Raw genomic sequence first — 20433 nt, forward strand, 5'->3', positions numbered from 1 at the left:
GGAATATAGATGTAGGTGTGACGACAGGGGCTGAGGTGACATCCTTTGCTGGGTGTCCCATCGCGGGCGGTGAAATCCCCCCTCGCCCCCCTTTGCAAAGGGGGGATGGGGGGATTTTTCAGCGTCGCAGCGATGATCCGTGCACGGGTGAGCGGTCATGATAGAAAAAATCATCTCCGCCTCCCTGCGCGATAAATTCCTCGTCCTCACCGCCACCCTGCTGTTGGTGGCGGCCGGTGTCTGGGCGCTGAAGAATACCCCGCTGGACGCCATTCCCGATCTCTCAGATGTGCAGGTGATCGTCTTCACCGAGTACCCCGGCCAGGCGCCGCAGGTGGTGGAGGATCAGGTCACCTATCCCCTCACTACGGCCATGCTGGCGGTGCCCCGGGCCAAGACGGTGCGCGGCTACTCCTTTTTCGGTTTCTCTTTCGTCTATGTCATCTTCGAGGACGGCACCGATATGTACTGGGCCCGCTCGCGGGTGCTGGAGTACCTCAACTATGCCGACAGCCGTCTGCCCGACGGTGTTTCGCCCTCGCTCGGGCCGGACGCCACCGGGGTGGGTTGGGTCTATGAATACGCCCTGGTGGATAAAACCGGCGAGCACGATCTGGCCCAGCTGCGCTCCATCCAGGATTGGTATCTGCGCTATCCCTTGCAGACCGTGGCCGGTGTGGCCGAGGTCGCGTCGGTAGGCGGCTACGTTAAACAGTATCAGGTGGAGGTCGATCCCAATGCCCTGCTGGCCTATAACATCCCCCTGTCCAAGGTGACGCGGGCCATCCAGCGCTCCAACAACGACGTGGGCGGCAAGCTGGTGGAAATGGCCGAGACCGAGTACATGGTGCGCGGCCTGGGCTATATCCAGTCCATCGACGATCTCAAATCCGTTCCGGTGGCGGTGGGCGACGACGGTGTGCCCATTCGGCTGCAGGATGTGGCCCACATTCACCTGGGGCCGGAGCTGCGCCGCGGTCTGGCCGAACTCAACGGTGAGGGCGAGGTGGCCGGTGGCGTGGTGGTGATGCGCTTTGGTGAGAACGCCCTGGCCACTATCGAGCGGGTCAAGGCCAAGCTGGAATCCCTCAAAAGCGGTCTGCCCGCGGGGGTGGAGATCGTGCCGGTCTATGACCGCAGCGATTTGATCAAGCGGGCGGTGGACAATCTCAAGCACAAGCTCATGGAAGAGAGCATTGTCGTTGCTCTGATCGCCATCCTGTTTTTGTTGCACGCGCGCTCGGCGCTGGTGGCCATCGTCTCGTTGCCCATTGGTATCCTGGCGGCGTTCGTGATTATGAAATGGCAGGGCATCAACGCCAACATCATGTCTCTGGGCGGTATCGCCATCGCCATCGGCGCCATGGTGGACGGCGCTATCGTCATGATCGAAAACGCCCACAAGCATCTGGAAAATGCCGCTACCCGCATCGGCCGTGAACTGAGCAATTCCGAGCGCTGGCAGGCGGTCGGTGATGCGGCGCGGGAGGTCGGCCCGGCGCTGTTCTTCTCGCTGCTGATTATCACCGTCTCCTTCCTGCCGGTGTTTACCCTGCAGGCGCAGGAGGGGCGTCTGTTCAGTCCGCTGGCCTTCACCAAGACCTACGCCATGGCCGCCGCGGCGGTGTTGGCCATCACCCTGGTGCCGGTGCTGATGGGGTATTTCATTCGCGGCCGGATTTTGCCCGAGGCCAAGAATCCCATTAATCGCTTTTTGCATTGGCTGCATGCGCCGCTGTTGCGGGTTGCCATCCGCTGGCGCGGGTTGACGTTGTTGCTGGCCGTGGGCCTGCTGGCGGCCACCCTCTATCCCTTGAGCAAACTGGGCAGTGAGTTCATGCCGCCGTTGGACGAGGGGGATATCCTCTATATGCCCACCACCTATCCCGGTGTTTCCATCACCAAGGCCAAGGAGCTGCTGCAGCAGACCGACAAGATTCTGCGCAGCTTCGCCGAGGTGGAGCAGGTGTTCGGCAAGGTGGGACGGGCCGATAGCGCCACCGACCCGGCGCCGCTCTCCATGCTGGAGACCACAGTGAAGTTGAAGCCGAAATCGGAATGGCCCGATCCCGGCAAGAGCACCCGCGAGCTGATGGACGAGATGGACGCGGCCATCCAGTTCCCCGGCCTGGCCAATGCCTGGACCATGCCCATCAAGACCCGCATCGACATGCTCTCCACCGGCATCAAGACGCCGATTGGGATCAAAGTCAGTGGCCCCGACCTGGCGGTATTGCAACAGGTGGCCGGCGCTATCGAACAGACCCTGAAGCAGCTGCCCGACACCCTGTCCGCCTTCGGCGACAAGGCCGCCGGCGGCTACTACCTGGACTTCGATATCAACCGCGCGGAGGCGGCGCGCTACGGCCTCACCGTCGGCGATGTGCAGGACATTATTCAGAGCGCCATCGGCGGCATGAATGTCACCCAGACCGTGGAAGGACTGGAGCGCTATCCGGTCAATGTGCGTTATCCGCGTGAAATGCGCGACAACTTAGATCAGCTCAAGCGGGTGTTGGTGCCCACGCCCACTGGGGCGCAGATCCCCTTGTCGCTGGTGGCGGAGTTGAAACTGCGCCGCGGCGCGCCGTCTATCAAGTCGGAAAACTCACGTCCCAATGCCTGGGTCTATGTGGATATCACTAGTTCCGACATCGGTGGTTATGTGCAACGGGCCAAGCAAGTGGTGGCGGAGCAAGTGGAGATTCCCCCCGGCTACACCCTGGTCTGGTCGGGGCAGTACGAATATATGGAACGCGCCGCCCAGCGGTTGAAGATTGTGGTGCCGTTGACGCTGTTGATCATTCTGCTATTGCTCTACTTCAACTTCCGCAATCTTGCAGCACCGCTGGTGGTGATGCTGTCGATTCCGTTCGGTCTCATCGGCGGTTTCTGGCTGGTCTATTGGCTTGGTTTCAATCTCTCGGTCGCCGTGGCCGTGGGCTTTATCGCCCTGGCCGGGGTGGCGGCGGAGATCGGAGTATTGGTGCTCACCTTCATCGATCAGGCGGTCGCCAAAATGCGTCGTGAACACGAAACACTGTCTGCGCAGCAGATCATGCAGGCGGTACACGACGGCACGGCCGAACGGGTGCGCCCCATTGTCATGACCGCCACCGCCATCACCGCCGGCCTGCTGCCCATCATGTGGGGCAGCGGCACCGGTTCCGAAGTGATGCAGCGCATCGCCGCACCCATGGTGGGGGGCATGGTGAGTGTGACGGTGCTGAGCCTGCTGGTGCTGCCGGTGATCTACGGCCTGGTCCTGCTGATGCGGGAGCGCGGCAAAACACAAACTCAAATAACAGGAGAAGCGCAATGAAAAAGCAGTTGCTGGTGACGACCTTGGCGGGCGCCTTCGCCCTCTCCGGCGCTGTCTATGGCAGCGGCGATCATGACCACAGTCATGACGAGGAACACAAGGGTATGACGCAATCGGGCCATGATGAGAAGGGCGGGGCACATAACAAGACTGACATGTTCCTGAAACAACGGGCCGTCGACGGCTATCAGATCAGTTTTCACGTGATGCGGGCCAAGTCAGGTATGGAGCACGGCGGCAGTCACAACCTGATGGTCAAGGTTGAGCAGGGCGATAAGGCGCTGAATGATGTGGTCATCAACTCCAAGGTGGTTTACCCCGATGGCGGCGCGGATATCAAGCCCCTGATGAAAATGGGGGATTGGTACATGACCGGTTACGACCTGGGCGAGCAGGGGGAGCACCAGCTGCTGATTCTGTTTGAGACGGCGGACGGCGCAAAACACAAATCCGGCGTCTATTATTCTGTTGAATAAGCCGTTTTGAAAAAACTGACTTCTGAAAGGAAACTATGATGTTTGAGATTATCCCGAACTGGCATCCGATCTTTGTGCATTTCACCGTGGGCTTGTTGAGCATCTCGCTGGGATTGTATGTGATTGCCACCGTGATCGACCATGATCCGCTGCGCCTGGTGGCCAAGTGGAATCTCTGGATCGGTGCCGCCATTACCCTGGCGACCGTTGGCGCCGGCTGGTACGCCTTCAATACGGTGGAGCACGACGATCCCTCCCACGCGGCCATGATCGAGCACCGCAACTGGGCGCTGACCACGGTTGCAGTGCTGATTCCCGTGCTGATCTGGTCGGTGCTGGCCGAGCGCAAGGCGCAACGGCTGGGCTGGGGCTTCATCATATTATTCGGCGTCGCCGGGGCCCTGCTAGGTAGCACTGCCTGGCATGGCGGGGAGCTGGTGTATCGCTACGGTTTGGGGGTGATGTCCCTGCCCAAGACCGACAGTCACGCCCATGGCGCGGGCGACGATCATGCGCACCAGGCGCCGGGGCATGACGACGGCCATGATGAGCCCGGGGCCGGCCACGACGACGTACCCATGGATGCCGGGACGTCGGATATGGATTTCTCGGGCATGGAGATCGGGGCGGGCGACGCCCCCCATGACGACGGCCACGATCACAGCCACTGAAGCGGAGACGCCGTTATTCACCCTCTCTCCAGGCGGGGGCGTGCGCCGGGACTTCATGCGTTTCGGTATAGAAATGCGTTATCCGCACGGTACTGCCGGGTGCCAGCGGCAACGGCAGTTGAGTGCTGAATGTGGCGCTTGAAGATCGCGCGCTGCGGCGTACATAGCCGATGTCGGCTTGTTTCAGTGTCTTGCCGTGCGGATCGATCAGGGTGATATGGAGGTGGCCGGGGATGGCGCCGCGCCCGACGGCACGGCGTGTCACTTCGCCCCTCAACAACAAGTGGCCGTTCATCCGGGTGAGGTAGGCAGCGCTGATGCGTGCCCCTTCGGAATCAACGCGCTCTATGTTGAGGGCGGTTTCCTTGTTGACCTTGCCGGTGGTCGAGCACGCCGTGACGGTGAATACGGCAAGCGCGGCGATCAGCAGGCCGGGGAGACAGGTGCTACGGGTGATGCTTGTCGACATGATGAACTCCTTTAGGATGTGGGTGACCCGGGCGTGCCGGACGCCTGCCTGCGATAGGCTAGGCGATAGAGCACCGGTAATACCAGCAAGGTCAGCAGGGTGGATGAAATAATTCCACCGATAACGACGGTCGCCAGCGGTCGCTGCACCTCCGCACCGGTGCCGACATTGAGGGCCATGGGCACAAAGCCGAGGCTGGCGACCAGGGCAGTCATCAGCACCGGCCGCAGGCGCGTCAGGGCGCCTTCGATGATGGCCTGTTCCAACGCCATCCCTTTGGCCGCCAGGTCGCGGATGAAAGACAGCATCACCACGCCGTTGAGCACCGCCACGCCGGACAGGGCGATGAAGCCCACGGCGGCGGAGATGGACAGCGGCAGATCGCGCAGCGCCAGGGCCGCCACGCCGCCGGTCAAGGCCAGCGGCACGCCGCTGAATACCAGCGCCGCATCCCTGGTTGAATTGAAGGTCATGAACAGCAGGCCGAAGATGATGGCCAGGGTCAGCGGCACGACGACAGTCAAGCGTTTCGAGGCCGAGATCAGCTGCTCGAAGGTGCCGCCGTAACTGAGCCAGTAGCCGGCGGGCAGGGCCACCTCGCGCGCCACGGCCGTCTGCACCTCTTCCACGAAGCTGCCCAGATCCCGGTCACGCACGTTGGCGGTGACCACCACGCGGCGCTTGCCGTTCTCACGGCTGATCTGGTTGGGGCCGAGGCTGATCTCGATCTCGGCGACCTCCTGTAACGGGATGGTATGGGGCGGCATCCGGATCAACCCCAGGCCGTCCGCGTCGCCCGTGATCTCCGGTTGACTATTTTGCGGCAGCGCAACAGGCAGGCGCCGCAGCGTGTCGAGATCGCCGCGCAAGGATTCCGGCAGGCGCAGCACCAGGTCGAAACGCCGGTCACCCTCGAAGATCTGCCCGGCCACCCCGCCGGCGACGGCGACGCGCAACACCTCCTGCACGTCGGCCACGTCCAGGCCGTAAAAGGCCAGGCGTTCGCGCTTGGGGGTCACCGTCAGCAGGGGCAGGCCGGTGACCTGTTCGGTGCGCGCGTCCGCCGCGCCCGGCACGGCCGAGACCACCGTTTCGATGCGCTCGGCCAGTTCCACCAGCGTGTCCAGGTCGTCGCCGTGGACCTTCACGGCCAGGTCGGAACGCACTCCGGAGATGAGTTCGTTGAAGCGCATCTGGATGGGCTGGGTGAACTCGTACTTGTTGCCGGGGATGGTTTTGGCGGCGGCCTCCATCTCAGCGATCAGCGCGGCCTTGGGCTTGCGCGGGTCGGGCCACTGCTGCCGCGGTTTCATCATCACGAAGGTGTCGGCGACATTGGGTGGCATGGGGTCAGTGGCCACCTCCGGGGTGCCGATCTTGGTGAAGATGTGCGAGACTTCCGCAAACTCGCTCAGGCGCGCCTCCAGCAGGCGCTGCATCTCCACCGCCTGGGTGAGGCTGGTGCCGGGGATGCGCAGGGCGTGCAGGGCGATGTCGCCCTCGTCCAGCTCGGGCACGAATTCGGCGCCCATGCGGGTGACCTGAATGGTGGCGATCGCCACCAGCAACACTGCCGCGGTCACCACCGGCAGGCGGTGCCGCAACGCCCAGCGCAGCAGCGGTGCATAACCGCGGCGGGCGCCGCGCATGAACAGGTTTTCCTTCTCCTCCACCCTGCCGCGCACGAACAGCGCCACGGCGGCGGGTACGGCGGTGAGCGATAGGATCAAGGCCGCCGTCAGCGCCATCACCACCGTCAGCGCCATGGGGTGGAACATCTTGCCCTCGACGCCGCTGAGGGCGAAGATCGGCACGTAGACGATCATGATGATGATCACGCCGAAGACACTGGGCCGGATCACTTCCAGCGTGGCTTGGCGCACCAGGCGCAGACGTGTCGCCAGGTCGGGCAGGGCGCCGGTGTTGCGTTGCTGCAGGGCCAGGTGCCGCAGACAGTTTTCGACGATGATCACCGCGCCGTCGACGATGAGGCCGAAGTCCAGGGCCCCCAGGCTCATCAGGTTGCCGGAGACGCGCGACTGCACCATGCCGGTAATGGTCATCAACATGGCCACCGGGATCACTGCCGCCGTCACCAGCGCCGCGCGCCAGTTGCCCAGCAGCAGGAACAGCACGGCGATCACCAGCAAGGCGCCCTCGGCCAGATTTTTCTGCACCGTGGCGATGGTCTTGTCCACCAGCTCGGTCCGATCGTAGAGCGGCGTCAGCGCCACGCCGTCGGGCAGTGAAGGCTTGATCTGCTCCAGTTTTTCCGCGGCGGCGCGGGCGACGAGGCGGCTGTTTTCCCCCATCAGCATGAACACCGTGCCCAGCACCACCTCTTCACCGTTCTGGGTGGCGGCGCCGGTGCGCAGCTCGCTGCCCAGGGTGATTTCGGCGACACTGCCCAGCTTGATGGGTACGCCGTCACGCTTGGCCACGGTGATGGCGCGGATGTCCTCCAGGTCGGCCAGCTGTCCCGGCGAACGGATCAGGTATTGGGCGCCGAAACGCTCGATGTAACCGGCCCCGGTGTTGAGATTGTTGCGCGCCAGCGCTGCCATGATCTGCTGCAGGGTCAGGTCGTAGGCCAGCAGTTTGTCGGGATCGGGCAGCACGTGAAATTGTTTGGTGTAGCCGCCGATGGTGTTGACCTCGACCACTCCGGGGGTGTTGCGCAGTTGCGGCCGCACAATCCAGTCCTGCACGGTGCGCAATTCCATGGGGCTTAGGCCGCTGCCTTCCTCGCTGGAGACGGTGTACATGAAGATCTCGCCCAGCCCGGTGGCGATGGGGCCCATGGCCGGCTCGATGCCGGCGGGCAACTGCGCCTTCACCTGCGACAGGCGCTCGTTGATCAGCTGGCGCGCCAGGTAGATGTCGGTGCCGTCCTTGAACACCACCGTGACCTGCGACAGGCCGTAGCGCGAAAGCGAGCGAGTATAGTCCAGCCGGGGGATGCCCGCCATGGCGGTCTCGATGGGGAAGGTGATGCGCTGCTCCGCCTCCAGCGGCGAATAGCCCGGCGCCGCGGTATTGATCTGTACCTGGATATTGGTGATGTCCGGCACTGCGTCGATGGGCAGTTTCTGAAAGTTGTACAAACCCAGTGCCGACACCGCCAGCACGGCGATCAGCACCAGCCAGCGATGGGCGAGGGAAAAGGCGACTAATTTATCGATCATGGCGGCGCTCCCTAGTGGTCATGCGAAGCGCCGGACTTTTCGATGTCGGCCTTGATGAGAAAACTGTTTTCGGTGACGTATTCCGTGCCGGGTTTCAGTCCGCCGAGCACTTCCACCCAGTCGCGGTCTTGCCGCCCCGCTTCCAGCATGCGCACCTCGTAGGTGTCGTCGATGCGGGCGAACACCACCTGAAAGTCACGGAAGGCCTGGATCGCCGATTTGCGCACCGCCAGCGGCACCTCGTGTTCGGCCAGGGTGACGCGGCCGCGCACGAATTGGCCGGGGCGGAAGTCGATGTCGGGATTGTCGATGATCACCCGCGCCGCCACGCTCTGGCTGGCGTGGACGGCCATCGGCGAGAGCCAGTCGATCCTGCCTTCGACGCCGTGGCCGCCAAGGGTTTCAAGACGCACGGGCTGGCCCCTGCGCACACGGCCGATGTCTTCGTTAAAGACATCCAGCTCGGCCCAGACCCTGGACAGATCGGCGATGACGAACAGCGGCGCGGCGGCGGTGGTTTCGCCGACCTGCACGTCGCGCTCAACGATGACACCGTCGATGGGCGCCGTAAGCTGATAGCTTTGCAGGCTTTCATTGCTTTGAATCTGCGCCAGCACATCGCCGTGGCGCACCCGTTCCCCCAGCTCGCGCCGAACCTGCTGCACCACGCCGGGAAAACGGGCCCGGACCTGTGAAAGACGATTGGGATCGGTGCGGATGCGGCCGGTGAGGCGCAGGGTTTCGCGAATGCTTGCCGGTCCGGCGCGCTCGGTTTCGATGCCGCTGGCGGCGGCGATGTCCGTGGCGATGCGGACGCGGCCTTCGTAATTCTCGTAGTGCCAGGCATGGCGCTCGCCCTGATATGTCGCCGTGACGCCGACATCGAAGGAATGCGGTTCGGTGACCACGCCGTCGCCGCGCAGATAGTCGTCGCGCGGCTGGAAACTGAAACTGTCGACCTGACCGTCAAGGCGGCTGAGCTCGATCCGCGCGCTGACGTCATTCGGGTCGACCGGCTTCCCCGCCTGATAGGCGTAGAGGTGGAACTCCGGCGGCACGCCCTGCTCGAACAGTGTGATCTCCAGGGCGAAGTCGCCGTCGCGCAACAGGCGCCCGCCGTGGGGCCCTTTTTCAATCGCCGGGCCGGCGGCCTCATCATGATCGTGATGGCCGTCCTCATCATGCCGCGGTGTGTCCAGCAGCAGCCAGACGGCCAGCGCGACACCGGCGAAGGCGATTAAAAGCGCATAAAAAATATTCTTGTTCATGGTTGTTCTCCTGAGTGCAGGGCCGCACCCGTCAGGCGTTCGATTTCGATTTTCAGGCGGTGGTAATTGGCCGCGGTCATCACCGCTTCCAGGCGGGCGTCGAGCAGGGTGGCCTGGATCTGGTTCAGCTCCAGCAGCGCGAAGCGGCCGCTCCGGTAACCCTCTTCGTAGTCCGCCGCGGCGCGCTGCGCGGCGGGAATGATGCGTTGGCTCAGTGCCTCATAGGCGGCGCGGGCATGCAACAACTCCTGGTAGATCTCATACAGGCTGCTGTACAGCGCCAGGCGCCGTTGTTGATAACGCAGCGGCTCCTGTTCCGACAGGCGCTGCATTTCATCGATCTCGGCCTGGGCGCGTGCGCGTGCGCCAAGCGGCATGCTGAGGGAAAACACCAACGCCGCATCGTCGGCCGCGTTGAGGTAACGGATACCGCCCGCCAGCGCCAGGTTTGCCGTGCGGCGCGATTGTGCCAGCCGCACGCGGGCCTGGGCGATGCGCGCTTCCGAGGCAAAGCGCACCAGGTCGGGGTTGTCGGCCAGCAGGGTCTCCAGTCGGGCGAACGGGGCGACCGCCGGCAGCGCAAACAGGTCGGCCCGGGCGCGGGAAAAGTCGGGCCGGGTTGCCCCCCACTGCGTTGCCAGCTTCAGGCGCGAAGTGCTCAGTTCGTGCTCGGCGTGTTCCAGTTCGATCTCCGCCCGCGCCAGATCGATCGCCAGGCGCCGCTGTTCGGCTATATGGCTTTTCCCGGCCGAAACCCGTTGCGAGACGATCTCATGGGTATGGCGCACGAGTGCCAGCTGATCCTCGGCGAGCTTCAGGCGATGTTGGTCGACGACAACATGGATGAAATTTTCCGTCGCCTCGGCCAACAGGTCCAGGCGTTCGCGATCCTGCTCGTTGCGCAACAGCCTGCTGCGCTGCCGGGCCAGATCACTGCGCGAGGAAACGGCACTCTCCGGTTCCAGCACTTTGGCCAGGCTCAGGGTGGTTTCCATGCGCTTCACACCGCTGTGGTCGCCGCTGCCGGCCAGGTTATCCAAATCGAGTTGGAGTTCCAGCGGCGTGCTCTGGGCGGCCTGGCGTATGCGTGCCGCGGCCGCTTGCGCCTCGTAATCGTGAACGCCGAGTCGGGGGTTGTGTTCCAGCACTCTGACGATCACTTGATCCAGTGTGATCGGGCCTGGATCTGTGCTTTCCATGGCATGGGCGACGGGTATGCTGATGCACGCCAGCGCCAGAATCATTGCGAATCGCATTTTTTTACCTCATGTCGGCCTGTTTCCCAGGCGTAATGCTTACCTCAAGCTGCGTCTGCAGCGGGCCTGAGCCCGCCCCGGGCGGATCGGCGTTCGAGGCCGATCACTAGGCCGCAAGGGGCGCGATTCGGGCGCCTGCGGCAAAGCCACGATGAAACGCCTGGCGCGGGCTGCGTCAGTGCTTACGGGGGTGGTGGAACCGGGCAGGAATCAGCGCGGCGGTGCGCGCAGTTGCGGCGGCAAGGCCGCGCGCCAGCGGATGTAGGGGGGGATGTCGCGGCGGCGTTGCAAGACCGGCGCCTGGCCCGGCGCGAGCAGAAACAGCAGGCCGAGGCCCACGAGGGCGCAAGCGAGCAGCGTCGAGGCGAAGGACTTTTTCAGGCCGTCGGGTGAAATGTCGACGGTCAAGGTGGCGCCGTCGGGGTGGTGTTGATCGGGCGCGTGGGCGGTGCTGTCCAGGGCGTTGCCGAAATGCGCCTGGTGCAGGTCGGCTGCGTGACTGTGCCCGGGCGTGTCACTGCCTTGTTGGTGGGCGGCGTGAACGTGGATATGCGGTTGCAGCGCCAGCATGAAGAACAATGCCGGCAGCAGGCAGACAAGCCACAAGGACGGGAAGCGCTTTATCCGTTCACGTAGTTTTCGCATAGCGTCGGATTTGACCAGCAATCATCACTCGATGTCAAGTGATGGCGCCCGCGCGTTGGCGCAACGGCTGCGGCAGGTCGATCACGAATGTGGTGCGCTCGGGGTCGGACGTCACGCTCACGGTTCCGCCATGCGCCTGGACAATCGATTTGACAATGGCCAGGCCCAGTCCCGCGCCCTCGCCGCTGCGTTGGCGCGAGGGGTCGGCACGGTAGAAGCGATCGAACAGTTTTTCGAGATGCTGCGGCGCGATGGGCGGTCCCGGGTTCGCGACCGTGATTCGAGCCGCGCCCGCGCTCTGGCTGAGCGCGACGTTTACCCATGTGCCCGGCGGGCTGTGGCGGATGGCGTTGGCGAGCAGGTTGCCGAGGGCGCGGCGCAGCATCAAGCGGTCGCCCTGTAGCCGCGCGTCGCCCTCCAGCTGCAGCGCAAGCCGGCGTTCTTCCGCCCAGGCCTCGACGTACTCGAACAGCTTTTCCACCTCGCCGTGGACATCGATCGCTTCGCTGTGGGGCGGACTGAGGCCGTTGTCGGCCTTGGCCAGAAACAGCATGTCGCCGATCATTTGTGCCAGGCGTTGGTATTCCTCCATATTGGAATAGAGTATCTCGCGGTACTGCGCCGCACTGCGTTGCTGGGTGAGGGCGACCTGGGTCTGGGTCATCAGGTTGGTGACGGGGGTGCGCAGTTCATGGGCGATATCGGCGGAGAAATTGCTTAGCCGGGCGAAGGATTGCTCCAGACGCCGCAACAGCTCATTGAACGCATGCGGCAGCCCGGCAAGCTCGGCGGGCACGGTGTCAGGGCTGAGGCGCGTGTTCAGCTCGTCGGCGCTGATCCGGCCGATCTGCGCCACGATGCGATGCAGCGGCCGATGGCCGTGCCGCACCACCGCCCACCCCATCAGGCCTGCAACGCCGATGCCGCCCAGGATCATCAGCCAGAGGCTGCGGTGGAAATCGTTCAGGAAGTCGAGGTGATAGTCGATGGCAACGGTGATGACGATGCTGTACGGGCCGTTGCCATTGACGGTGACGCGCTCGGTGAGCACGCGGTAGTGGTGTTGGGCGTCGCGCCATTCCCGCACCGCGCCCGGCTCGCCGGCGCTCAGGGGGATGGCTGAAAAATCGGGGCCCGGGCTGGTGTAGAGCGGCGTGCCCGCCGCGTCGCGAATCTGCAGCGCAGCGCCGTGGTGGCCCACCAGCAGATCGTCCAAGCGTTGCTCGATGCGGGGCAGATCGTCATCCGAGCCAAGACCGGCGAGCGACTGCTCCACCGCCCGGGCGACCACTTCGAGTTCCTTCATGTCCCCGGCATGGAAATGCGCCTCAAGGGCGCGCTCAACCACCCAGCCGAAGATCAGGAACACCACGGTGGCGGCGCCGCCGAACAACAGGGTCAGTCGCGTCGTCAGGGATAAGGGGCGCTTCATCTAGGCACTGCCGTCCGGCGCGTCGATCATGTAACCCATGCCGCGTACTGTCTGGATCAGCTTGGTGTCACAGCCATCGTCGATCTTGGCGCGCAGGCGGCGGATCGCCACATCGATGACGTTGCTGTCGCTGTCGAAGTTCATGTCCCAGACCTGGGAGGCGATCAGGGAGCGGGGCAGCACCTCGCCCTGGCGCCGCACCAGCAGTTCCAGCAGGGCGAACTCCTTGGCGCTCAGGTGGATGCGCCGGCCGCCGCGCATGACCCGGCGGCGCGCCAGGTCCAGCTCCAGCTCGGCTACAGCCAGGCGCGTGACCGCCGCATGGCCTGCGCCGCGCCGCAACAGGGTGCGGACACGCGCCAGCAGTTCGGCGAAGACAAAGGGTTTGAGCAGGTAGTCATCCGCCCCCAGCTCCAATCCCTTGACACGATCATCGACACTGTCGCGGGCGGTCAGAAACAGCACCGGCACCTCCTTGCCCGCCTCGCGCAATGAGGTCAGAATCCGCCAGCCGTCCACATCCGGCAGCATCACATCCAGAATGATCAGGTCGTGGTCTTCCGTCATCGCCCGGTGATGGCCGTCCAGGCCGTTGCGGGCCAGGTCGACCATGAAGCCGGCCTCGCTCAGCCCTTGGCTGAGGTATTCGCCGGTTTTGAGTTCGTCTTCGACGATCAGTATTTTCATCGCCCGCCGGTAGATCCTTCTCGTTAAATCAGCGTATGCCGTCTGCAGCCAAATTAGCGCACCTCACCTGCCGGTGAGATGACTAAAACATTACAAAATTGTAATGCACACGTCACCTTGGCGACAGGCGCCGGTGATTACGATGGTAACCGCTAACAGTCACGTACATGACCAGAGGACGGATAAGGATGACACGCAGGACTGCGGATTACCACGACTCTCACCCCTGGAAATCGTCCACTCTGCCGCGCCGGCGCTTTATCCAGGGTGTCGCTGCGATGGGGTTGCTGGCCGGGCTGGACGCCCTGGTGCCGGCCTGGGCCTGGCAGAAAGGCGGCAACCTGACCGCCGCCAGGCGGGTCGACGGCGACAGCGACATTTTCGAGCTGGCCATCCGCCGCACGCCGATGAGCATCGGCGGGCAGCCCGCCAGGCCCATCACCCTCAACGGCTCCATTCCCGGCCCCCTGATCCGCATGCGGCAGGGGCGCGACGCGGTGCTGCGGGTGACCAACCACCTGGACGAGGACACCTCGATCCACTGGCACGGCATCCTGTTGCCTTATACCATGGACGGCGTGCCCGGCGTGTCCTTTGCCGGGATCAAGCCGGGCGAGACCTTCGAGTACCGCTATCCGGTCGAACAGAGCGGCACCTACTGGTACCACAGCCACTCCGGCTTGCAGGAGCAGCTGGGGCACTACGGCCCGCTCATCCTCGACCCCGCCGAGCCGGAGCCCTTCGAGTACCAGCGCGACTATGTCGTCATGCTGTCCGACTGGACCTTCGACGATCCGGGCTGGGTGCTGTCCCGGCTCAAGAAGGGCGAGGGCTACTACAACTACCAGAAACGCACCGTGGGGGATTTCTTCCGCGATGTCGCCGCGCAGGGCTGGAGCCGGACCTGGGCCGAACGCGGCATGTGGGGGCGCATGCGCATGAGCTCGCGGGATATCGCCGATGTCACCGGCGCGGCCTACACCTATCTCATCAACGGCCTGCCCTCGGAGTCCAATTGGACCGGATTGTTTCGTCCGGGCGAGAAGGTGCGCCTGCGCGTCATCAACGGCTCGGCCATGAGCTTCTTTGACGTGCGCATCCCGGGGTTGAAGATGACCGTGGTGGCCGCCGACGGCCAGAACGTGGAGCCGGTGCCCGTCGACGAGTTCCGCATCGGCGTGGCCGAGACCTATGACGTCATCGTCGAACCGCAGCAAGACCGCGCCTATACCATTTTCGCCGAGTCCATGGACCGCTCCGGCTTCGTGCGCGCCACGCTCGCCCCGCGCGCCGGCATGAGCGGACCGCTGCCCGCGCCCCGGCCCCAGCCGGTGGAGCGCGAGCTGGCGTCCCTCGGCATGGGGCATGAGATGGACGGCATGGAGATGGGCGCGGGCGCCATGGCCCACCGCATGGATGCGGCCGGGGGGGATTGGGTGCTGGCCGGGCGCAAGGTGGTCCACGGGCCCGAGAATCACGGCCCCGGCGCCGCCATGGTGGCCACGAATCCGCAGTACCGCATGAGTGATCCGGGCGTGGGGCTGGAGAGCACGGCCGGACACAGGGTGCTGGTCTACGACGACCTGCGCAGCCTGGCGCCGTGGCCGGACCAGCGCGCGCCGGGGCGGGAAATCGAGCTGCACCTCACCGGCAACATGGAACGCTATATGTGGTCCTTCGACGGCAAGAAGTTCTCCGAGGTGGACGGCCCGATCGTCTTCCGCCACGGCGAGCGGCTGCGCCTGATCATGGTCAACGACACCATGATGGACCATCCCATCCACCTGCACGGCATGTGGATGGAGCTGGAGAACAGGCACGGTGAGTACCGCCCGCGCAAGCACACCATCAGCCTCAAGCCGGGCGAGATGCTGTCGGCGCAGATCAGCGCCGATGCGCCGGGAGACTGGGCCTTTCATTGCCATCTGCTCTACCACATGAAGGCCGGCATGTTCCGCGTGGTATCGGTGGTATGAATATGAACGGGAGGGACGCGATGTTACAGGATGATTTCCGCTTGCCTCGGGCGCGGGCGGCGACCGCGCTGGCGCTGGGCTTATTGATGGCAGGCGCCCCGGCGTGGGCCGCCGGTACCGGCCTCCAGGCGCAGCCCGGCTGGCCCCTGCCGATCCACGACGACACCCGCTATGCCAGCCTGATGCTGGACCGGTTGGAATACAGGGAAAACGACAGTGAAGATGTGCTGTTGTGGGATGCGCAATTCTGGTACGGCGGTGATATCGACCGGCTGTGGATCGAGACCGAGGGTGAAGACGTGGTGTCCGGCGGCGCAGGCGGCGAGCTGGAAAATTTCGATGTCCAGTTCAGCCATCGCTTCGCCCCCTTCTGGGATCTCCAGGCGGGTCTGGGCTACCAGCGCGCCTACGGTTCCGGGTCCGACAAGGATCGTGCCTCGGCCCTGGTCGGGGTGCAGGGGCTGGCGCCGTACTGGTTCGAGATCGACGCCAATCTGCGCCTCAGCGAGGACGGGGATCTGTCCGCCGATCTCGAGGCGGAGTACGACTGGCTCCTGACCCAACGCCTGATCCTCCAGCCGCGCTTCGAAACCTCGTATGCCTTCGACGAGGTGCGGGAATTCGGCATCGGTGAAGGGCTCAATGGTGTGACGGCGGGCCTGCGCCTGCGCTACGAGATCCGGCGCGAGTTTGCGCCCTATGTGGGCGTCACCTGGTTTCGCAGGTTCGGCGACAGCGCCAATCTGGCCCGGGCGGGCGGCGCAGACGTGGACGCCGCAGCGGTGGTGGCGGGCGTGCGGTTTTGGTGGTAGGGCGGCATCCGTCCGGCTACGGCAACAACATTGACGGTCCGGATGGTGAAATTCGGTTTGAACGTTCACCGGGGCGGCAACGAGGAACCACTATCATGAAAAGCATCCATAAGCACTCGCTGGTCTTGACAATGATGTTTGCATTCTCAGTGCCGGCCATGGCGGACGAACAACAGCACAACAGCAACGAGCGGGGTGTGAATGATGATGCATGATTCGGGTGATTGGCATTGGGGGGCTGGTTTTGGGCACTGGGCGCTTGGCCTGCTGTTCTGGTTGCTTGTGGTGCTGGCGTTGGTGGCATTGGTGAAGTATGTGTTCGGTGGCAGGAAGAAATGAGGGCGGGACGATGAAAATACTGCTGACAGTGGTAATGACTGTGTGGGTGTCGGCGGCGGCCACGGCCACCGCATCCCCGTTTATGTACGTGCCCACGGGTGACGCCGATGATCTTGTCGTCATCGATCTCGATGAGGATAAAGTCGTCGGGCGTATCGGTGAACTCGAGAACGCCCATGGTCTGGCGGCCAGTCCAAACAGCGAATACCTGGTGGCAGGGAGCATGCAGCCTGTGGAGGGCGGTGCTGCGGAGGATATGTCTAAGCCGGCCTCAGTGAGCGAGGATGAACATGCGGCCCATCATGCCGGTGGTGATGCCGCCGCCATGAAAAGCCCCGCTTATCTCTCCATCATCGAGCCCAGGCGCGGTCATGTGATACGCCGCGTCGCCGTGCCTGCGCTGGCGCATCATACGGCGATATCGCCCGACGGGAAGCACGCCATTGCCGTGCACTCCGGCGCGGGCGGTATATCCGTTGTTGACCTGAACACAATGGAGGCCGTGAAAACCATCCAGACCGGGGCATTGCCTAACTATGCTGTATTCAGCGGCGACGGCAGGTACCTCTACGTCTCCAATGCCGGAGCGGGGAGTGTCAGTGAGATCGATACGCACGACTGGCGCATCAGGCGCCAACTCACGGCGGGTAACGGGCCGGAGCACCTGGTGTTGTCCCCTGACGGTGCCCGCCTGTTTGTGGCGGATGTCGATGACGGGACTGTGATCGGCGTGAATCTGAAAAGCGGCGCGTTGACAAACCGTTTCGACGTCGGTGCCGAGCCGCACGGCATCGATATCTCTACAGATGGGCGCTGGTTGTTCGTATCCAGCAAAAGCGATCAGACCTTGAGCCGGATCGATTTGACCGACAACAGTGTGGGCAAGATCGATCTTCAGCCCGCACCCTATCACGTTGTCTATGTCGCCGCAGTGAGCAAACTTTATGTCTCCAGCCGCGAGGCTGCAAAGATTTGGGTGCTCGATCCCGCCGGCATGAACGTTGTCGCTGAGATAGATATCGGCCGTGGCGTTGCCCATCAGATGGTGATACGGCCGCAATGAAGCACTCGCGCTTGAAGGTCGGCGAACTGGCCAGGCGATCGGGGGTGACCGCTGAAACCGTTCGTCACTACACCGACAAGGGTTTGTTGCGTCCTGAGCGGGATTCCGCCAACGGTTACCAACTATATCCGGAACAGGATATCGGCCGTGTGCGCTTTATCCGCCGGGCCAAGCAGCTCGGTTTCACGCTCAGCGAGATTGGCCGGCTGCTGGGTTATGCGGAGCGCGGCACGTCGCCCTGCCCGGAAGTGCGGGACCTGGTTCAGGCAAGGATCGTGGAAAACCGGCGCAGGTTACAGGCCCTGACGGCGCTGCAGCTGCGCCTGGAACAGGCATTGAATGTTTGGCGGGCGCTCCCCGACAAGGTGCCCGACGGCGACTCCATTTGTCATCTGATTGAAACGGTTACGGAAATTTCCGATGAAGGGGTTGACCTCGGGGTTACCCCCAGGTTCTAGAATCAAACATCCGCCGTAGGGCTCAAGTGACGTGACATGTTAAGGATTTTATTGGCGATATCGGGACTGGTCATGGTCGGCGCCGCCGCGGCCGGCGATGTCGCCCGCTTTAATACCCTGTACGGGGAACTGCTGCAACGGTATTGGCGCCCGGCGGTGACCATCAACGGCGTCGAGACCACGGTCTTCGATTACGCCGCCATGCAGCGCGAGGCCGGACCGCTGATGGACGACATCGCCGACACCCTGGAGGCGATCGACCCCGCGGCGATCGAAGACCCGGACGAACGCAAGGCCTTCTGGATCAATGTCTACAATTTTACCGCCATGCGCATGGTGATCGACGCCTACCCGGTCGATTCCATCACCAGTTTCAAGATCAGCCTGATCAAGCATCCCTGGTCCAAGGATGCAATCAAGGTGGGCGGACGCGACTACAGTCTGAGCGAAATCGAAAAAGAGGTGTTGCTGCAACGCTTCGATGACCCGCGCATCATCTTCGCCGTCAGTTGCGCGGCGGTGAGTTGCCCCGACCGCAGCGCGGAGCCCTTTGCCGGCGAGCGCCTGGATGCCCGGCTTGACGAACTCATCAGGACCTTTTTTCGCAACCCCGCGAAGGGTCTCTCTTTAAACCGCCAGACAAATACCTTGACCCTGGCTTGGATACTCGAGAAGGACGACTATCTTTTTGAAGAGTACCCGGATGGGGTACTGGGATTCGTCAAACCTTATCTTGATGCCGGGCAACGCGCCTGGCTGGAGACGCATCCGGCCCGGCTCGACTACTTCGATCATGACTGGACGCTCAATGACCTGGCGCAGGCCGATGGCAGGTGAAGCAAGTGGTAACCACGGAGGAATCGCGCTGCGGCGGATTCAAACACGATGACCAAGGAGATCGCTATGAAGACAATGATGGCACCGATGATTCTGGGGCTCGCCCTGGCCGTTCCCGGCGCCTATGCCGATGACCGCCACCACTCAGACAAGGCGGGGGGGCAAGGCCAAGGGATGGGACAAGACATGGGCATGATGGACATGGAGCAGATGCAAGAGCGCATGCGCGAGATGCAACAGATGATGGACCGCATCAACAACAGCGACGACCCGGAGGAGCGTCGGCGCCTGATGCAGCAGCACATGGAAAAGATGCACCGGATGATGGGCAAGATGAACAAAGGCATGATGATGCAGGGCGATGGTGCCATGGGCATGAACGGCGATGACAAGGCGGCCGGCATGTCCATGGAGCAGCGGCAGCAGATGATGGAGAAACGCATGGACATGATGCAGGGCATGATGCAGCAGATGATGGAACAGATGATGCAACAGCAGCGCCACGGTCCGGGCGGAATGAAGAAGTAACTATGGATGCCAGACAAAAAGCACCATGGTGGCGTTCACGTAGCGGAGTTGTGCTGCTCGGCTTTACCGCGGTGGCGGGGTTCTTCCTGTTCAGCGAGCACCGCGCCCATGCGCTGGGTTGGCTGCCGTGGCTGATCCTGCTCGCCTGCCCCTTGATGCATCTGTTCATGCACGGCGGCCATGGCGAAGAGCACAAGCATGACTGAAACCGCGCCCGCCTACGGCCTGTGGTCGCTGGTGATCATCAACTCGGCGATCTTCATCTTCTTCGCCTTCAGCTTCTTCAAGCCGCAGAGCAAACGCGACTGGCGCAGCTTCGGTGCCTTTTCTGCCTTCCTGGTAGCGTTGTTCACCGAGATGTACGGCTTTCCTTTGACCATCTATTTTCTCTCCGGCTGGCTGCAGAGCAATTACCCGCAAGTGGACTGGCTCTCCCACGATGCCGGGCATTTGCTGGAAATGATATTCGGTTGGAAGGCCAATCCCCACTTTGGGCCGTTTCATATCCTCAGCATGCTATTCATCGGCGCTGGTTTCTGGTTGCTCGCCGCCGCCTGGCGCGTGCTGTATAAAGCCCAAAAAACCGGCACCCTGGCGACCGAAGGACCCTACGCCCGTGTTCGTCATCCCCAGTACATCGGCTTCGTCCTGATCATGTTCGGCTTCCTGCTACAGTGGCCGACCATCCTGACGCTGCTGATGTTTCCCGTGCTGGTCTACATGTACCTGCGGCTGGCGCGTTATGAGGAGAGGGCGGTGCGGGCAGAATTTGGTGCCGTCTATGACCGTTATGCCGCGCGCACACCAGCGTTTCTGCCGCATCTGCGGCTTCACAATCGGGCTGAAATGTAAGGAGTGAAGATCATAAGCAAACGACCTAAGGGCACCTCTAATAATTGTTTGCGCAGAGGTTACACAATTAATGAGAAGTGTCCCTAAGCAGGATTCCAGCAAGCAGTCGGCCAGCCGCAACGACATCGCCGAGGCGGCCTATCTGTTGGCAAAGTGT

General features: G+C 63.1%; 17 protein-coding genes and 1 pseudogene. 11 read left to right on the forward strand and 7 right to left on the reverse strand.

Going from position 1 to position 20433, the window contains the following annotated elements; translation table 11 throughout:
* Positions 1-157: 157 nt before the first annotated feature.
* The 3 genes and pseudogenes from Tel_03390 (at position 158) to Tel_03400 (ending at position 4262) form a co-directional block, all read left to right on the forward strand.
* On the forward strand, positions 158-3322 hold the full coding sequence (locus Tel_03390) for a cation transporter (GenBank protein ALP52263.1): 3165 nt from the start codon (positions 158-160) through the stop codon (positions 3320-3322).
* The gene (locus tag Tel_03395; protein ALP52264.1) at positions 3319-3798 is read left to right on the forward strand and encodes a hypothetical protein; all 480 of its coding nucleotides are present in this window, start codon (positions 3319-3321) and stop codon (positions 3796-3798) included. The genes Tel_03390 and Tel_03395 overlap by 4 nt, the downstream gene beginning before the upstream one ends.
* 38 nt (positions 3799-3836) lie before the next feature.
* A pseudogene (locus tag Tel_03400) lies at positions 3837-4262 on the forward strand (hypothetical protein).
* Between the two features lie 220 nt (positions 4263-4482).
* On the opposite strand, the gene Tel_03405 reads toward Tel_03400, so the two are convergent.
* From Tel_03405 to Tel_03435, 7 genes are all read right to left on the reverse strand, one after another.
* The gene (locus Tel_03405; protein ID ALP52265.1) at positions 4483-4938 is read right to left on the reverse strand and encodes a hypothetical protein; all 456 of its coding nucleotides are present in this window, start codon (positions 4936-4938) and stop codon (positions 4483-4485) included.
* 11 nt (positions 4939-4949) lie between these two features.
* Positions 4950-8123, reverse strand: coding sequence for a cation transporter (locus tag Tel_03410; protein ALP52266.1), 3174 nt, complete (start codon positions 8121-8123; stop codon positions 4950-4952).
* 11 nt (positions 8124-8134) lie between these two features.
* Complete coding sequence (locus tag Tel_03415; GenBank protein ALP52267.1) at positions 8135-9391, reverse strand: hypothetical protein; 1257 nt, start codon at positions 9389-9391, stop codon at positions 8135-8137.
* Entirely contained in the window at positions 9388-10635 is a 1248-nt protein-coding gene (locus Tel_03420; GenBank protein ID ALP52268.1) for a hypothetical protein, read from the reverse strand. The genes Tel_03415 and Tel_03420 overlap by 4 nt, the downstream gene beginning before the upstream one ends.
* A 222-nt stretch (positions 10636-10857) precedes the next feature.
* Positions 10858-11253, reverse strand: a complete 396-nt coding sequence (locus Tel_03425) for a hypothetical protein (GenBank protein ID ALP52269.1) — start codon at positions 11251-11253, stop codon at positions 10858-10860.
* 73 nt (positions 11254-11326) lie between these two features.
* Positions 11327-12724 carry a hypothetical protein gene (locus Tel_03430; protein ID ALP52270.1) on the reverse strand — a complete coding sequence of 466 codons (1398 nt, stop codon included), beginning with the start codon at positions 12722-12724 and terminating at the stop codon, positions 11327-11329.
* Positions 12725-13411, reverse strand: a complete 687-nt coding sequence (locus tag Tel_03435) for a two-component system response regulator (protein ALP52271.1) — start codon at positions 13409-13411, stop codon at positions 12725-12727.
* Between the two features lie 278 nt (positions 13412-13689).
* On the opposite strand from Tel_03435, the gene Tel_03440 reads away from it, so the two are divergent.
* The 8 genes from Tel_03440 to Tel_03475 all read left to right on the forward strand — a co-directional run bounded on the left by Tel_03440 (position 13690) and on the right by Tel_03475 (position 20276).
* Positions 13690-15387, forward strand: a complete 1698-nt coding sequence (locus Tel_03440; GenBank protein ID ALP52272.1) for a copper resistance protein CopA — start codon at positions 13690-13692, stop codon at positions 15385-15387.
* A gap of 20 nt (positions 15388-15407) precedes the next feature.
* Complete coding sequence (locus Tel_03445; GenBank protein ALP52273.1) at positions 15408-16199, forward strand: hypothetical protein; 792 nt, start codon at positions 15408-15410, stop codon at positions 16197-16199.
* Positions 16200-16548: 349 nt separating this feature from the next.
* Positions 16549-17601: a hypothetical protein gene (locus Tel_03450; protein ID ALP52274.1), complete on the forward strand. Its 1053-nt coding sequence runs from the start codon at positions 16549-16551 to the stop codon at positions 17599-17601.
* 11 nt (positions 17602-17612) lie between these two features.
* Complete coding sequence (locus Tel_03455; protein ID ALP54722.1) at positions 17613-18059, forward strand: MerR family transcriptional regulator; 447 nt, start codon at positions 17613-17615, stop codon at positions 18057-18059.
* A gap of 72 nt (positions 18060-18131) precedes the next feature.
* The gene (locus tag Tel_03460; GenBank protein ALP52275.1) at positions 18132-18896 is read left to right on the forward strand and encodes a hypothetical protein; all 765 of its coding nucleotides are present in this window, start codon (positions 18132-18134) and stop codon (positions 18894-18896) included.
* Positions 18897-18944: 48 nt separating this feature from the next.
* The gene (locus tag Tel_03465; protein ALP52276.1) at positions 18945-19424 is read left to right on the forward strand and encodes a hypothetical protein; all 480 of its coding nucleotides are present in this window, start codon (positions 18945-18947) and stop codon (positions 19422-19424) included.
* Positions 19425-19426: 2 nt separating this feature from the next.
* Entirely contained in the window at positions 19427-19630 is a 204-nt protein-coding gene (locus Tel_03470) for a hypothetical protein (protein ID ALP52277.1), read from the forward strand.
* Positions 19623-20276, forward strand: coding sequence for an isoprenylcysteine carboxyl methyltransferase (locus tag Tel_03475; GenBank protein ALP52278.1), 654 nt, complete (start codon positions 19623-19625; stop codon positions 20274-20276). Before Tel_03470 ends, Tel_03475 begins: the two co-directional genes overlap by 8 nt.
* The last annotated feature ends 157 nt before the right edge of the window (positions 20277-20433 follow it).

The organism is Candidatus Tenderia electrophaga (assembly GCA_001447805.1).
In the GTDB taxonomy this organism is placed as follows: domain Bacteria; phylum Pseudomonadota; class Gammaproteobacteria; order Tenderiales; family Tenderiaceae; genus Tenderia; species Tenderia electrophaga.